At 62.0% G+C, this 16,250-nt stretch carries 13 protein-coding genes; 8 read left to right on the forward strand and 5 right to left on the reverse strand.

The window, feature by feature from the left end; genetic code table 11:
- Positions 1-15: 15 nt before the first annotated feature.
- A complete protein-coding gene (locus tag FS665_RS18415) occupies positions 16-687 on the reverse strand; it encodes a hypothetical protein (protein WP_145191598.1) in 672 nt (223 codons plus the stop codon).
- Between the two features lie 1,522 nt (positions 688-2,209).
- Between FS665_RS18415 and FS665_RS18420 the strand changes: the two genes are divergently transcribed.
- From FS665_RS18420 to FS665_RS18430, 3 genes are all read left to right on the forward strand, one after another.
- Positions 2,210-2,413, forward strand: coding sequence for a hypothetical protein (locus FS665_RS18420; protein WP_104148469.1), 204 nt, complete (start codon positions 2,210-2,212; stop codon positions 2,411-2,413).
- A gap of 263 nt (positions 2,414-2,676) precedes the next feature.
- Positions 2,677-3,198, forward strand: coding sequence for a hypothetical protein (locus FS665_RS18425; protein WP_145191601.1), 522 nt, complete (start codon positions 2,677-2,679; stop codon positions 3,196-3,198).
- Positions 3,199-4,294: 1,096 nt separating this feature from the next.
- Complete coding sequence (locus tag FS665_RS18430; protein ID WP_145191604.1) at positions 4,295-4,513, forward strand: hypothetical protein; 219 nt, start codon at positions 4,295-4,297, stop codon at positions 4,511-4,513.
- A gap of 22 nt (positions 4,514-4,535) precedes the next feature.
- Here FS665_RS18430 and FS665_RS18435 read toward each other — a convergent pair whose 3' ends face one another.
- The gene (locus tag FS665_RS18435; RefSeq protein WP_145191978.1) at positions 4,536-5,663 is read right to left on the reverse strand and encodes an SDR family oxidoreductase; all 1,128 of its coding nucleotides are present in this window, start codon (positions 5,661-5,663) and stop codon (positions 4,536-4,538) included.
- Positions 5,664-5,735: 72 nt separating this feature from the next.
- On the opposite strand from FS665_RS18435, the gene FS665_RS18440 reads away from it, so the two are divergent.
- The 5 genes from FS665_RS18440 (at position 5,736) to FS665_RS18460 (ending at position 9,574) form a co-directional block, all read left to right on the forward strand.
- Positions 5,736-6,119 (forward strand): MerR family transcriptional regulator, encoded by a 384-nt coding sequence (locus FS665_RS18440; RefSeq protein WP_145191607.1) that lies wholly within the window; start codon positions 5,736-5,738, stop codon positions 6,117-6,119.
- Positions 6,106-6,549, forward strand: a complete 444-nt coding sequence (locus tag FS665_RS18445) for a GFA family protein (RefSeq protein WP_145191610.1) — start codon at positions 6,106-6,108, stop codon at positions 6,547-6,549. Before FS665_RS18440 ends, FS665_RS18445 begins: the two co-directional genes overlap by 14 nt.
- Before the next feature lie 30 nt (positions 6,550-6,579).
- On the forward strand, positions 6,580-7,329 hold the full coding sequence (locus tag FS665_RS18450) for a sulfite exporter TauE/SafE family protein (RefSeq protein ID WP_371921291.1): 750 nt from the start codon (positions 6,580-6,582) through the stop codon (positions 7,327-7,329).
- Between the two features lie 273 nt (positions 7,330-7,602).
- The gene (locus FS665_RS18455) at positions 7,603-8,415 is read left to right on the forward strand and encodes an alpha/beta fold hydrolase (protein ID WP_145191613.1); all 813 of its coding nucleotides are present in this window, start codon (positions 7,603-7,605) and stop codon (positions 8,413-8,415) included.
- Positions 8,408-9,574, forward strand: a complete 1,167-nt coding sequence (locus FS665_RS18460) for a PAS domain-containing sensor histidine kinase (protein ID WP_178108367.1) — start codon at positions 8,408-8,410, stop codon at positions 9,572-9,574. Before FS665_RS18455 ends, FS665_RS18460 begins: the two co-directional genes overlap by 8 nt.
- Here FS665_RS18460 and FS665_RS18465 read toward each other — a convergent pair.
- The 3 genes from FS665_RS18465 to FS665_RS18475 form a co-directional block, all read right to left on the reverse strand.
- Positions 9,571-10,533, reverse strand: a complete 963-nt coding sequence (locus FS665_RS18465) for an arsenic resistance protein (RefSeq protein WP_145191618.1) — start codon at positions 10,531-10,533, stop codon at positions 9,571-9,573. The two genes, FS665_RS18460 and FS665_RS18465, sit on opposite strands and share 4 nt — an antisense overlap.
- A 134-nt stretch (positions 10,534-10,667) precedes the next feature.
- Entirely contained in the window at positions 10,668-11,921 is a 1,254-nt protein-coding gene (gene glyA / locus FS665_RS18470) for a serine hydroxymethyltransferase (protein WP_145191621.1), read from the reverse strand.
- Positions 11,922-12,160: 239 nt separating this feature from the next.
- On the reverse strand, positions 12,161-15,991 hold the full coding sequence (locus FS665_RS18475) for a GGDEF and EAL domain-containing protein (protein WP_145191623.1): 3,831 nt from the start codon (positions 15,989-15,991) through the stop codon (positions 12,161-12,163).
- Positions 15,992-16,250: the final 259 nt, after the last annotated feature.

Below are 16,250 nucleotides of genomic sequence, written 5' to 3' on the forward strand. Positions count from 1 at the left end.
AACCTGAACTTGGTGTCATTGGTAGATTGGCCCGAACATCCCTGAGCTAACGAGAGCTTCCCAGACCTTTTTCATCGCTTGGCCGGTCTCCTGACCTACGAAAAGCGATGATCTGCGCCCATATGGTGAGCCTAAGATGTACGGGCGCATGGTTTCCCACGGTTCCGCCACCTCCGAAGATCTCCACGTAGGGACTTCTTTCTCTAGAAAAAGTGGCATGGCGACCGACAGGGGGATCATGCCGTTCTCAAGGTCTATGCCCCAGTCGCACCTGACCAATACTGGATGGGCGTTTGGCTGGTAAAACTGAACGTCAAGTTGTTCAGCTCTGATCAAAGCTGCATGGTGTCGCGGCAGCCTGTTCACGGCATCTATAACCTTCTCCGGCTCTCGGTACGGGCAAGTGATGAAACCATTGGCCAGATAGACATTATGATCAAGCCCATCGTAGCCACACCTATTGCTTGGCCGCCTGGCCCATAGGCGACGGGATGGTTCGTGGTTGGACACCAAGGGATGCCACGAGGGGTATTCATCAACGACCGGCCCCAATTCATCCACGATTTCCGCCAGTTTTTCTCGGCTACGCGCTGCCTCATTCGGGTCGGCGCATATCTCTCTGGATATGAGATACCTCGACGCATCTTCGAATCCAACGCGTGCCGCTTCGTCTGCTCTGAAAGCCATGTACCCACCTGCTAGTGAAGTGATCGATTTTGCATGGTACAGCAATTCTATGCATAAAACATTAGTTTCGTGCGCGAAATGAAGACTTTGTGCGAACGCTCGCCGATTCAGACCTGCATTTAGCCTTGGCCCATATAAGACAGGAATGAGACGGAGCCGGCATGGCCGAAGCGCCAAAGGCCAGGTATCAGGCTGTGCCGGTAAAAGCTGGCGGTCGGCGCGGTCTCACATTGCTGGTGGTGCTGCGCGCTAATTTGACCGCGCTTTGACGGATCACGGGACAGGCAGAACGTGGTGGCGACGGGTGCTGGGCGTCTGAGGCCTCCCGGTACTGAAGGCCGTCAACGTAGAGGCCCAGGCGATGTTGCACCCCTGACAGGCCCAATACGGATTCTAGACAGGCACTAGACAGATCTGGGGGCAACAAAAGGTCCGCAGCCCACACCAGAAGCCGCCTGCGGGTGAAATTGCACCTTCACACCGTCAAGAATTTGCGAGGGCGGTTTTTTGGCCTGCTCTGGACGGATCGGTGCTGGCGCTGCGCGACTGATCCGGCGCTGTGGCACGTGAATGCTGACGTGCCGGTCTGGTGCCGGCAGGCGCTGGCCATACCCTCGTCCAAAGCCATTAGGGAGATGCTAGGCCAGCACTAGACCGCAATAGACGGATAACCAGGTGGGTGATCCCTTGAGCCACTCGTTGGGCCGGGTCTGGGCTGATGCAGGCGATGTTGGCACGGCCCGCTGCCGTCTAGTGCCGAGGACCAAATTCTGGACAGGCTCTGGACGGATTCGCGCTCCAGCAGGCGGCCACAGGGCCGGGAAGTGCTTCGGGCGGGGCGTGTGGGCCGGCGGCGTCGACCAACAGACCAACGCCTGTCCAGAATAACCCGCATCCTTGACAGACCCCTGACGGAAATTCTTGACCAGTCTTGACGGATTGAAACGCTCGCGCCTGAGCATGATCGGCTGTAAGCCTTGCTGTACAAGGGCTAGCGCTACATCCGACTGACCTGTAGGAGCGGAGGTCGTCAAGAATTTCCGCGCATGCTCGTCAAGGGAAAACCCGGCAGTCATGGACCTGACAACACCTGACATTCCGTGCCTGCGAAGGGGTGGCCAAAGTGACCAAGCCTCGGTCGGTGGGCACGCCGTGAGAGCGGGAGCCAGGCCATCACCACGGATAAGGAATGGTGGATATCACCACAGCCTTGCGGCAAACCTGTCCCCAGGACAGAGATATTCCGAAAGCTGGAGCCATTCGGGCTGGCCAGCCTTGGCGAAACTACCAATATCGATCGACTCGACCTGCGTCAGTGTGTGGAAATCGAGGCAGTGGACGGCCTCCGCACTTTTGCGGCGTCGTCGTAAAAGTCCAAAGATCGGGGTTGTTCCGTTTCAAACGGAGAAAGTAGTAAGCCCTGACAGCAGGCCGGTACAGGTGGCCGGGCAACCTTGTGCAAACTACCCGGATACAGGGCAGTTATCAGATAATCAGGCGCCACCACATCGAGGGCCGCACCATGTCCGTTATCGACTGCGACTACCTACCGCAACCAGAGCCGGTCCAGTTCCCGCCAGAGCTGGCGCTACTGATCGTCAGGAAGGCCGCTGCCATGGCCGAGGCATTCGAGAGCAAGGCGCTCGACCAGATGACCATGGACGCCAGCCGGGCGCTTCGCGATGGGGTGGAGCCGCGCAGGATCATCAGACAGATGGGACTGTAATAACGGGATTCCCCGTAATGGCCTGGACAAGGTGTTGCTGTCGTCGCAACACCCGCCGGCGAGCACTCACGGTCATTGGGCGGTGAAGCGCCACCCCACTGTTTCGGAGGGGTGGTGCCGGCTATACACAACCCCCTGGGCACCGCTTAAACAATGGCTATACACGACCCCCCAGGCATCGTCGTGTTGGAGGCTCTTGGCACGGAACTGGTTAGGAAGGATGATGGCCCAGAGCCATTCAGTTCGGAGGGAGCAACTGTGACATGAAGTCCGATGATGAAGAGTACAAGCTGTACGAGAAGATCTACCTCGCTGAGGCTGACCGTAAGGAGAAGTTGATCTCCAGGCTGAATCTGCCGCTCGCGCTGATCGTAGCCCTCTTGAGCTTCCTCTCATACCTACTTCCCAAAGCTCCGCCGACAGAAACGACTGCGGGAATCTACTTCTGGATTCTGTACTTTGGGGCAGGGATTTTCGTTGTCAGAGCGATGTGGCATTTCGCCTGGGCCTGGCGTGTCCGTTTCGATGACCTAGCTATACCAGTGGCCGAAAAGCTTGAAGCACACCGGAAGACGCTGATCGATTATTACGACGGGAGCGTTGAGCAGGCCAACAGCTTCTTTATGCAGATCATGATGGACTATTACGTCATGGGAGCGACGAGGAACGCTACCAATAACGATCGGCGCAGCAACGAGCTGGATGCCCTGTCGAGGAACGTAATCTACGCTGTCGTTTGGTCACTAGCGTCATTCCTCCCGGTTTACATATCTACCCAACCATAGGAGTCACCATGTCCGAGCAGAAGCCGCCACCCCCACCGCCACCACCAATGAGGAACATTCGCAGCGATGTGCCTTTGCCGCGCCGTGATCCCCCACCGCCGCCCCCGCCGCCAAAGAAGTCGTAAAATGAGCCCTCTTAGGAGGGCTTTTTTGGGCCACCGCTAATCACCGTACCCGCAGGGTAGTTTTCGTTTTAGGTATATGTTTAGGTATACAGTGGTGGGTAGAGGCTATCAAAGCGCCCTATTTTGCTGGGTAGAAGGTGCCCGATTCGACTCCTGTCTCCGAAATCGAACGAATAATTTACAACCATACAGCCCATGGCTCCAGCGGGATCAGGAGTCTAAAGCAGCATCGCCAGCCAACTCATAATCCATGCTGCACACTAGCAAGGCGGCGCTCGGTGCAGCACCAGCAATAGCCCCAACACTTGGTTTCTGGACTCTGACCTCATCAGCAGAATGGCTGGCCGCCTATCCTCAAGTTCGCTCAACTGGTCTGACACAGCGATGGTGTCACCAAAGGAAAGCTACCGGTCTGCCCGCATCATCCTTCTGCTCGGTCCTCCACGCTGTCGACAGCCCCTGCGCCATCTGGGCGCGTTCGCGTTGCAGTGTGTACCGATCAAACCACCCAGATGACCCACGACCGGACAAATGTCCACGCCCCAGATCCTGCGGGCCATCCACCACCTTGCGTAACCCTGCCAACAAAGCTAAATTCCCCAAGTCGCCGAAGCATCGGCGATGCGACCTTGGCCGGTCGGAATCGAAAGGCGCAGCAGCGCCCAATCTTCATCGCAGGCGCTTTTTTTGTGCCCGCGATGTCGTGTTATGGCGGTGGTGCGCGGGACACCTTCGGGTGTGCCGGGCTCCTTTCGTCCCGGTCGGCCAACCCGCGTACTGCTGCCACCTCAACTTGCTTGGCCGCGAGCGGTGGCAGTTCCACAACGAAAGGAACTCATGCATGCCCACCCATACACCATCCAGGATCCCCGCATCCGCTCCCCACCGTCGGCTACCCCCGCCCCCCAACCCCCAACGCTTCCACTCACCAACCAACCTGCCCAACCCCACCTTCCCCCAGCAGGTACCCCATGACTGACCTCGAGCGCCTATCCACCGTGCAAAGCTACGCCTGGACCCTCGAGCTACTGGGCGAAGCCTTGGTCCAGCACGATGAAATGCTCGAATGCGAGCACAACCCCCATTTAAGCTTCCGCAACACCGCAGGCATCCACCAGGCCATTCGCATCATCAGCCGCCTGACCAGCGAGCTCTGCGGCAAGATGCTCGACCCGGATGAATCCGAATAACGCCCGAGCCGGCTAGGGCATTTCAACCTCGGCGACCGCTGATAACGGTAGGGCTGCTTTGCAGCCCTCCTGCGGCTGAGCGCATCTGCGCTAACTCACCGCCCATTACATAGCGCACCGTACTCTCCAAAGCCCGCCCCATATCCGGATGCGCAATCCGATACCTGCGCTCCAAGCGCGTGCTTTCAGCCATATTGAACCGCTGCGTCTGAATGAAATTCAGGGACTCTGCGCTGATCCCCAACCGCTTGCCCAATCCAGGAATGCGCAACACAGCCCGCAGCAGCGGAATCGGCACATGCCAGCGCGGCGCCTTCACGCCCAACGCCGCGGCCAACAGCTGAAGCAATCCCTGCAAATTCGGTGTGTGCTCATACAGCGCCAATACTTCACGCCGATTCATCGCCGGATCAAACGCCACACCAACAAGCATCGCCACCAGATAATCCACAGTCACCAATGGCAACCACTGCTCGGCAGTCCCCGGCACCGCCATGAACCGCCCCGCAGCAAGGTCCCGAATCAACCCAGCCAGCGGTTGCCCTCCAACAATGTGCCCAGTCTCGCTATGCCCACACACGGTGGCAGGGTGAACGATGGCGTAATCCCCGCCAACCTCGTGCATATACCGCACAATCGTAAAGTGCGCCTCCAACTTGCTCCCTTCATAACCGCCGACCCGCCGATAAACAGCAGGCCAATCCGTGCGTTCAGGCTGCGCGATATCCACCCCGATACCCAAAAGATGCGGCTCGTTGCGCAGCATGTAACCACCCACCATCAACAACCTGGCGCCTTGGCTGACTGCTAGCTCGGCAACATTCAAAGCCCCTTGAACATTCACCGCATGGGCCTGCTTCAGTGTCAGCCCCCAGGTGAACTGCGCGGCCAAATGAAAAACCACCCTGGCCGCACTCACACATCGCTTATCACTTTCGCTAAGCCCAAGCCCGGCCTTGCTAACATCGCCCTCAACCGCATGAACCAACCCTGCAACACCTCCCAGCTGCCCAACCTCCTGCCTTAGCCGCTCAATGTCCCCAGGCTTGCGCATCAGCACCCGCACCGTATGCCCCGCTGCACTAAGACGCGCCACCAGATGCTGCCCAATGAACCCACTGCCGCCTGTGACAAAGCATTCCACGCCCATGACCGATTCCTTGTTTGGATGATGGCCGCAGGCTAAGGTGTAGAGCACGCTCTATAGTCAAGGACTTTCACGGTGAACATTGGAGAGTTGGAGCGCCGCAGTGGCATTGGTCGCCATACCCTGCGGTATTACGAGCAACTCGGGCTGATCGTGGCCAACCGGCAAGCCAACAATTACCGCAATTACACCGAACAGACGGTGGCCGAACTGGCGTTGATTCAAACTGCGCAGAGCGGCGGGTTTTCGCTAGCGGAAATTGGCCAGATACTGGCGGCCAAACGCGGAAACACCCTTGATTGCGCTCAAGGCGCAGCGTTGGTGGCCGGCAAGATGGCCGACATTCAGAACAAGATCGATACGCTACAGGCGGCCTATGCGTTTCTCGACGCCGAGCGTGTCAAACTCGAAGCCAGTGCCATCGCTAATGGGTTGATGACTGCTTATGAACAACGATAAATCCGACGCCCGCCCCATCCTTCAAGCCGCCTGCCATTGCGGTACGGTGCGCTTTTCCGTGCGCTTGACCGAAGGCGTACGTAGCGCTCGCCGATGCAATTGCTCGTTGTGCCGCATGCGCGGTGCCGTGGCTGTCACAGCGGGCCTGGGAGATATCACGGTCACCCAGGGCGAAGAGGCGCTCACGCTCTATCAATTTCATACGAACGAAGCGAAGCACTACTTCTGCGCCAAGTGCGGCATCTACACCTTTCACCAACGCCGCTCCGATCCGGACCAGTACGGGGTCAATGTCGCCTGTATCGAAGGCATGAGCCCATTCGACTTCGCCGAAGTGCCTGTGAGCGAGGGGCGGGTCCATCCGAAAGACACGGCGGACGGCAAGTCCTTAACAGCCGGGTGGCTGCGCTACGAAAATAACGACGGTTGAATCACGGCTTCGTATAAAGGGAATTTCGCTGTGCTGCATGACGCTGTTCTTTACACCTCGCTGCTCACCGGCACGTTTCTCGCTGCCGGTTTGGTCAAAGGCATCACCGGCATGGGCTTGCCCACCGTCGCCATGGGCTTGCTCGGCACGGTGATGTCGCCCGCGGCGGCCGCGGCGTTACTGATCATTCCTTCGTTCATCACCAATGTGTGGCAGCTGTTTGCCGGGCCGTCGATAGGGCGGTTGCTGCGCAGGCTGTGGCCAATGATGCTGTGCATTATCGTCGGCACGCTCGGTGGCGCTTCGCTGTTGGTGGCGGTGAACCCGGTCTGGTCGGGCTTCGGGTTGGGCTTGGCGCTGATCGTCTATGCCGCCTATGCGCTGCTCGCGCCGAAGTTGACGGTGCCGGTCAAGGCAGAGACATGGCTGTCGCCGCTGGTGGGGCTGATCACCGGACTGGTCGCGGGGGCTACAGGCGTGTTTGTCATGCCAGCGGTCCCGTACCTGAGCTCTTTGGACATGGACAAGGAAGAGCTGGTGCAGGCACTGGGCCTGTCCTTCACCGTATCGACCGTGGCGCTGGCGCTTGGGCTTTTCTTCCACGATGCGTTTGAGGTTTCGCAGGTGGGTATTTCCACGCTGGCTGTTCTGCCTGCCCTGATAGGCATGTGGCTGGGCCAGCGGATCAGGCTGCGCATCAGCCCGGCGCGGTTCCGTCAGGGCTTTTTGATCTTCCTGGTGCTGCTGGGGCTTGAGTTGGTTTCGCGTCCGTTCATCTAGCGCTCATACACCCGCCCAGCGCCTTACCGCTGGTCAGATGACACCCGACAAGCGGCAGGCGCAGAAACCCTCCAGGCTGTGCCATGCGGCCGTCTTTCCCAATGAAATCAAGCTCCCTGACCGCACGATTAGCGCTTTATGTCGTCTTATCGCGTATGGTGGCCAATTGGGGCCGCAAGCGAAGCCGCCGCTTGAACCATGCCCCGGCTATTCTCAATGCCAGATTGGACGGGTTGTCACTGCTCAGCAACGTCGAACGACACCGGGATATGTATGACCCTGCAGAAGCGTAACAACGTGCACGTCGTCGGCGACGGCAATGCGACCCTGATCCTGTCCCATGGCTTCGGCTGCGACCAGTCGATGTGGAAGTTTCTGCTGCCGCATTTCACCTCCCGTTTTCGCGTGATCATCTATGACTTGGTCGGTGCCGGCGCTTCTGACCTGGCCGCCTACGACCGCGAGAAGTACGCATCGCTCTGGGGTTATGCGGCGGATCTCAACGAGATCATCGACGCCTACGCCCAGGGGCCGGTCATCGTCGTTGCGCATTCGGTCAGTAGCCTCATCGCCGTGTTGGCCGAACGCATGCGCCCAGGGCGCTTGGCTGGGCTGGCGATGATCGGCGGTTCGCCTTGCTACGTGAATCAGGACGGCTACCAGGGCGGCTTCTCCGAAGAAGAGGTGCATGCGCTGCTGTTCACGCTGGATGAAAACTACCTGGGCTGGTCCAGCACCATGGCCCCGGTGCTGATGGGCACGCCAGGGCAACCGGCGCTTGAGGAAGAACTGTCGAGCAGCTTCATGCGCACCAATGCCGAAGTGGCGCGGCACTTCGCCCGGGTGATTTTCCTCTCCGATCATCGCCAGGAAGTCGAAGGGCTGAATGTGCCGACGCTGATCATCCAATGCACCGGTGACCCGGTCGTGCCAGTGGCGGTGGGCCAGTACCTGGAGCGGGTGCTGCCAGACAGTGAGCTGAGCTTGATCGAGAACATGGGCCACTACCCACAGCTCAGTGCGCCGAGCGCCTGCACGGCGGCGGTGGACAGGTTCCTCGCCCGCCATGGCTTCGACCATGACTGACACCGCGCTTCTGTTCAACGAATCGTTTTTCGAGCATGCGCCCTGTGGGCTGGTGGTGATGGAGGCCGACGGCATGATGGTGCGCTGCAACCAGACGCTCAGGGAGTGGCTGGGTTACCCGGGCGAGACCCTGCAGGCTGGCAGTTTCGAACAGTTGCTGACCGCTGACGGGCGCATGTTCATGCTCACCCATTGGGGGCCGCTGCTGAACATGCAGGGCTCGGTATCGCAGGTGAAGCTGGCCCTGCGTCACCACGATGGGCATGCGCTGCCGCTGCTGCTCGATGGCGTGCGGCGCCAGGGCGACGATGGCATCCGCTTTCACCTGGCGTTGTTCAGTTTGTCTGAGCGTGAGCGTAACGAGCGTGCGGTGCTGATCGCCATGCAGCGTGCCGAAGAGGCGCTGGCGCAGAAGATCCAGGCCGAACGCGCGCTGCACCAAGCCCAGGCCGAGTTGGCGGCGGCGTATGCCGAGGCCCAGCGGCGGGCGCAGTTCGCTGAGCAGATGGTCGCGATCGCCAGCCATGACCTGAAGAACCCGATGACGGCCATCAAGATGGCCACCGATCTGCTGGGCCGCGACGCACCTACGGATCGAGCGCGGTTTCTGCTCGGCAGCATCAGTACCTCTGCCGAGCGCGCGCAGCGGATGATCGTCGACCTGCTGGATTTCGCCTCGGTCAGGCTGGGCAAGGGCATCGGCATCTGCCGTCAGCAGGTGGACTTGCTCAAGGCCGTGGATCAGTGGGTGAGCGAGCTCAGGATCGCCTTCCCCAAGGCCTGCATTCGCCATCTGTCGCGCGGGCAGGGCACGCTCAGCGTGGACCGCGACCGCTTGCAGCAGATGATCGGCAACCTGGTGGCCAACAGCGCGGCTTATGGTGACCTGAGCCACCCCATTACCCTGACCACCGACCTGTCGGCGGAGGGCGCGCTGTTGTCGGTGCACAACCACGGCGCACCGATTGCCGACAGCGTGCTACCGACGCTGTTCGAGCCGATGACCCGCGGCAGCCATCAGCAGGATTCGCTGCGCTCGGTCGGGCTTGGCCTGTTCATCGTCAAACAGATCGCCGAGGCCCATGGCGGCATGATCAGCCTGAACTCCGACGCCACCTACGGCACCCGTTTCAACGTCCAGCTCCCCCGCAGCTGCTAGCGCCGCTCGCGGATCAGCGCCGGCACGACCCGCACATACACCAGCTCACTGGCCAGCTCCACCAACGTCTGGGTGATCACCGCAGCCGCCGCCAGCCCGCGCAGGTCTTCTGGCAGGGCCAAAGCCAAGGGCAGTACCACCAGCGAGTTACGGGTAGCGGCGCTGAACGTCACCGCGCGCGCCTGCGCCACCGGCAGGCGCCACAGCCGTGCCGCGCACGCGCCCAACAGCGGCGCCAGCAGCATGAAGCCAAGGTACACCGGCAGCACCGGCAGCAAGTGCTCGATCTGCCCGCGCACCAAGGCGATCTGCGAGGCGATCACCACCACCAGCACCCACGCCATGGCCGGCACCGGCAGCCAGGCCCAGCCGGCATTCCACGCCGCTAGCGCCGGTGAGCGGCGAGCGCCGGCGCTGGTCAGTACGGCCAATAGCATCGGCAGCACGATCAGCAGCACGAAGGCCTCCATGAAGGGGGCGATGCTCAAGGTCAGGCCGTTGTCGTCGCCGAGCATGCTGGCCAGGTAAACCGGCAGCAGCGCCAACTGCATCAGCAGCAACACCGGGGTGGCGGCGAGGGTCAATCGTGCGTCGCCTTTGCCGATGTGGGTGAACACCACCACGTAGTCGATGCATGGGGTCAGCAGAACCAGCAGGGCGCCGATGAGAATGGCCGGGTGCTCGACCAGGCCACGGGTCAGCGCCCAGACCAGCAACGGCAGCAGCACGAAATTGGCCAGCAACAACGCCCCCATGAAGCGGCGATTGCCCAGCGACTGGCGCAGGTCGAGAAAGGGAATCTGCAGAAACATCGCATACATCAGCACCGCGATCGCCGGGGTGACGAGCCGCTCCAGATGGCGCGCGGTATCGCTGGCCAACAGGCCGAAGGCGAGGGCGGCGAGCACGGCGATGAAATAGATCGGGATCTGCCGGGTTTCCAGTTGCTCTCGGGTCAAGGTGGGCCTGTGCGTCGGTGATTGCAGGGCGCACAGGGTAGCACTGGGCAGCGGGCTACCGCGCGCCGACAAAAACGCCCGGCATGAAAAAGCCCGGCACTGCGCCGGGCTCTGGATGATCAGACGTTAGCCGATCAGTTGCCGTATACCGGCAGCTTCTTGCAGATGGCCTTGACCTTCTCGCGAACGGCGTCGATCACCGCTTCGTTGTTCAGGTCAGCCAGGATGTCGCAGATCCAGCCAGCCAGCTCGCGGCATTCGGTTTCCTTGAAGCCACGGGTGGTGACAGCCGGGGTGCCGAAGCGCAGGCCCGAGGTCACGAACGGCGAGCGTGGATCGTTGGGTACCGAGTTCTTGTTGACGGTGATGAAGGCTTTGCCGAGGGCAGCGTCAGCGTCTTTGCCGGAGATTTCCTGCTTGATCAGCGACAGCAGGAACAGGTGGTTCTGCGTGCCGCCGGAAACCACGTCGAAGCCGCGCTCGATGAACACTTCGGCCATGGCCTGGGCGTTCTTCACCACTTGTTGCTGGTAGGCCTTGAACTCAGGCTGCAGCGCTTCCTTGAAGCAGATCGCCTTGGCCGCGATGACGTGCTCCAGCGGGCCGCCCTGGGCGCCAGGGAATACCGCCGAGTTGAGCTTCTTCTCGATTTCTTCGTTCTTGCGCGCCAGGATCAGGCCGCCACGTGGACCGCGCAGGGTCTTGTGGGTGGTAGTGGTGACCACGTCGGCGAATGGCACGGGGTTCGGGTACACGCCAGCGGCGACCAGGCCTGCGACGTGGGCCATGTCGACGAACAGGTAGGCACCGACCTTGTCGGCGATGGCGCGGAAGCGGGCGAAGTCCAGGACCTGCGAGTAGGCCGAGAAACCAGCGACGATCATCTTCGGCTTGTGCTCGACGGCGAGGCGCTCGACTTCGTCGTAGTCGATCAGGCCGTTGCCGTCGATGCCGTACTGCACGGCGTTGTACAGCTTGCCCGAAGAGCTCACCGAGGCACCGTGGGTCAGGTGGCCGCCGTGGGCCAGGCTCATGCCCAGGATGGTGTCGCCCGCCGACAGCAGCGCCAGGTAGACCGCGGCGTTGGCCTGCGAGCCGGCGTGCGGCTGGACGTTGGCGTAGTCGGCGCCGAACAGTTCCTTGGCGCGGTCGATGGCCAGTTGCTCGACCACGTCGACGTATTCGCAGCCGCCGTAGTAACGCTTGCCTGGGTAACCTTCAGCGTACTTGTTGGTCAGGACCGAGCCCTGGGCTTCCATCACAGCGGGGCTGGTGTAGTTTTCCGAAGCGATCAGCTCGATATGCTCTTCCTGGCGCAGGGCTTCTTGCTGCATGGCTTCGAAGAGCTCGGCGTCGTACTTGGCAATGGTCAAATCACGGCTGAACATGGCGGTCCTCAAGGATCGGGGTAATTTGGGGGGGCATTCTAACCGATTGATCCGCGCCTGGCATATGAAGTGGCGTCAAGTCGCGGACCAATGGGCCTCATGTTGCAGGCCGCGCCGTTTGTGGGCTGGGCGGGGGTTGGAATTGACTCTGGAGTCCGGTTTTTGCGGCGCGTGCGGTGTTCCGGTGCGACTGGCCTCCCTTTCACTTTCAGAGAATTCTGTATGCCGCAGCAGCCGCTTCACTGGAACATGAACAGCGTTTCGTTGGCGAACTGCGCATCGAACTGGTTGGCCGGCATGGGCCTGCCGAACAGATACCCCTGCACCTCATCGCAACCATGCTCGCGCAGGAATTCCAGCTGTTCGTGAGTCTCCACGCCCTCGGCGATCACCGCCAGGTTCAGGCTGTGGGCCATGGCGATGATCGCGCGGGCGATCTGCGCATCCTGCTCGCCCTCGGGCAGGCCGTCGACGAAGGTGCGGTCGATCTTCAGCACATCGATCGGGAACTGCTTGAGGTAGTTGAGCGACGAATAGCCTGTGCCAAAGTCGTCTACCGCGATGCTCAGCCCAAGGTTCTTCAGGCTCGCCAAGATCTGCAATGCCTCGGTCACCTCGCGCATCAGGATGCTCTCGGTCAACTCCAGCTCCAGGCACGCAGGCGGCAGGCCGGTCTCCTCGAGGATCGTGGCGATGCGCGTGCCCAACTGGCCATCGGAGAACTGCCGCGCCGAGATGTTCACCGACACTTTCGGCACCCGCACCTTGTTCTTGTGCCAGACCTTCAGCTGTCGGCTGGCCTCGCGCAACACCCAGTCGCCGATATCCACCACCAGGCCCAGCTCCTCGATCACCGGGATGAAGTCCCCCGGCGGCACCAGGCCGCGGGTTGGATGGCGCCAGCGCAACAAGGCTTCGGCGCCGGTCAGGCGCTTGCCATCACCGCTGAACTGCGGCTGGTAATAGAGAATGAATTCGTCCTGCTCCAGGGCGTGGCGCAGGTCGCTTTCCAGCTCCAGGCGCTCCAGGGCGCTGGCGTTCATCTCGGTCTGGTAGAACTGGAAGTTGTTCTTGCCGCGTTCCTTGGCGTGGTACATGGCCGTGTCGGCGTTCTTCATCAGCTGGCTCAGCTCGTTGCCGTCCTGCGGGCTGAGGGCGATGCCGATGCTGGCGGTGACGAAGAACTCGCGGTTTTCCAGCACGAACGGCCGCACCAGGCTGGCAAGGATGTGCTCGGCCACATGGATCGCCCGGTTCAGGGCCACCTCGCGGGTCGCGCCCGGTTGCAGCAGCAAGGTGAATTCATCGCCGCCCATGCGCGCCACGGTGTCGTCGTCATCGACACAGGCCAGCAGGCGCAGGGCCATGTCCTTGAGCATGCGATCGCCTGCGGCATGGCCGAGGGAGTCATTGATCGGCTTGAACCGGTCGAGGTCGAGGAACATCAACACCACCCAGGACTTCTGCCGCTCGGCGTGTTGCAGGGCCGTGTGCAGGCGGTCCTGGAACAGCGTGCGGTTGGGCAGGTGGGTCAAGGCATCGTAGTAGGCCAGGCGGTGAATGCGCTGCTCGCTGGCCTTGCGCTCGCTGATGTCGGTGAAGAAACACACATAGCTGGCCAGGTCGCCCTCATCGTCGAGCACGGCGGTAATCCCCACCCATGCCGGGTAGCGGTCGCCGTCGCGACGCTTGAGCCACACCTCGCCCTCCCAGCTGCCGCGCTGGTGCAGTTGCTTGAGGATGTAGCGCAGGTGGCTTTCCTGCTGGTCTTCGACCACCAGCATGGTCGGCAACTGGTCGAGCACGTCACCCACCGTGTGGCCGCTGACCCGGCTGAACGCTTCGTTGGCCTGGACGATGTAGCCGGCCGGGTCGGTGATGAGGATCGCCGAAGTGGAATGCTCGAACACCGTGGCAGCCATGCGCAGGTCTTTTTCCGCCCGGCGCTGCTGGCTGATGTCGCGGCCCACGCCGAGCACGCCCTCGAAGCGCTGCTGGTCGTCCCACACCAGCACCAGGCGCAGCTCGATGGGGATCTTGTGGCCATCGGCGCGCAGGCAGTCGAACAGGAACAGCTGGGTCGGCAACTGGCTGCGCAGCTGCGCCAGTTGCGCGTTGTCGCCCATGGCCTGGCTGACCCGCTCCATCAGGCTGTAGATGCCCGTGAGCTGGGCCGGGTTGGCGATGATCGACTGCCAGCCATTGGCGAAGATCCAGTCGGCCTGATAGCCCAGCACCGCATTCACCGACGGGCTCACATAGTTGAGCTGCAAGCGGCTGTCGGTGGAGAAGATCACGTCGCTGATGCTCTCGGCGAGCATGCGGTAGCGCTGCTCGCTGTCACGCAGCGACTGGCTGGCTTCGATCTGCACCGTGACGTCCTTGCCGATGCCGATGATCCGCGTCACCAGGCCATCGGCCTCGCGCGCCAGCACTTGCTCGCGGATGTCGTAGCAGCGCCAGTTGCCGTCGCGGTGGCGGAAGCGCAATTGCGTGTGCAGCGATTGGTCATGGCCACTGTCGCGCTGTTGCTGGCGCAGCGCCTGATAGTGCGCGGCGTCCTCGGGGTGCAGGAGCATTTCCCAGAAGCGGTCGCCCATGTGCGCCAGCTCATGGCGGTCGTAGCCCAAGGTCTGGCCCAGGTGGCGGTTGCTGAAGATCATGCGCTGGCTCAGCACATCCTGCACGTACAGCTGGTCGGGCACCGTGCGCACCACGTCGGACCAGAAGCTTTCGCGCTGCAGCAGCGACAGCTCGACCTGCTTGCGGCTGGTGATGTCGCTGATGCTGAGGATCACTGCCTGGTAGTCGCGGCGCTGCTGCGGCAGGCGCGCCATCAGCCACAGGTGCAGTTCGCCGCCCAGTGGCGCGGGTATGCGCACTTCCAGCTCCAGTGACGGGCGCTGCTCGATCAAGGCATCGATCAACTGCGCCCCGACGCTGCCGCGACCGTCGCCGCTGCCATCGATCAAGCGTTGCCAGGCGCCCTGGTGGTTCTCGACATTGAGCAGCTGGCGCGCCACCTGGTTGATCTCGGTGATCTTCAGCTCGTGCAGCAGCGAGCGGCGCAGGTTGGGGTCCAGCGCCAGGCTTTGCTTGAGCCCGGCCAGGTTGCGCAGGTGATAGCGGTCGAGCTGGCCCGGCAGGCTCGACAGGTCGAGCACGCACAAGGCCACGCCGGTGCCCTCGAAGATGTCCTGGTAGCGCCGGCGGTCTTCGTGCAGGGCGCGCTGGCGGCGGCGCATGTTGGCCAGCGCCAGCACTGGCAGCAGGGCGCACAACAGCACCAGCAGGCACTTGCCGATCAGCGCAGGGAGCAGTTCATGGCGCGCCTGGCGCTCATCGAACAGGCCGCGCAGCTGCCAGGCGCTGTGGTCGATGAAGGCCAGCATCACGCTTTGCAGCGCCCCATTGTCGTCGGCCAGCGGGGCATGGCGCTCCAGCACCTCGCCACTGCGGCTGTTTTCCAGCAGCCACAACGGTTGGCCCGGCCCGTGCAGGCGGCCGGTGAGGGTGGGGTAGTAGTCGGCCGACAGGCGCAGCAGCCAGTAGCCGCGATCCTGCTCGGGCGGCTGGCGCAGCAGCAGATAGACCGTGCGGTTATCTGCCGAGTTGGAGAAGTAGTGGCCGTGGCCCTGATTGAGCGCGAGCATTTCGCTGATCGCCGCCAGGTCCGGGCTGCCGGCCAGGCTGTCCCTGCGCGGGCGCCCGTTCTGGTCGAGCCAGGCCATCTCGCGCAATGCCGGCAGGCGCTCGCGCAGCGTCGCCATCAGGCTCGGCAGGGCGGCAGGCGTCGGCGCGGCGGCGTAGGGCTGGATCAGGTTGAGCACCTGCTGCGCCTGCAAGGCCATGTTCAAGCTCAACTGGTCGGCCAGCTTGGTGCTGACATCCAGGCTCATCCGGCGCTGGTCGTCCTGGGTGTGACGGTATTGCGAGAACAACTGCCACAGCAACAGGCTCAGCAGAATCAGTGCCAGCAAGGCCAATGCGCCTTTCACCGAGCCGCGCAGCGAAGCGACCGATGCCGGTGTAGCGGGGCGCAGCGGGGTCGGATGATTGAGATTGGTCAAGCGTTGGTCCTGCTATTGGGCTGGCGACGGCAGGTGGGAACGAGCACGGCGTATGCCGGTATCTGCAACAGGCCTTGACCGCGGCTGTGCACTATAAAGCCGGACATCCGAACGGGATAGCATGCCTGTGATTATGGCAATGTGCCAGCCCGAATATCTGCCGCCAGCGGTCGAGCTGTGCCGTGGGCGGTTCGGCAAGCCCGTGCATCCTGTGCGAGAATGTCGCCCGCTTCAATGACAACGCATCGGAGATGTTCGG

This window comes from Pseudomonas sp. URMO17WK12:I11 (assembly GCF_007677725.1).
Classification (GTDB): domain Bacteria; phylum Pseudomonadota; class Gammaproteobacteria; order Pseudomonadales; family Pseudomonadaceae; genus Aquipseudomonas.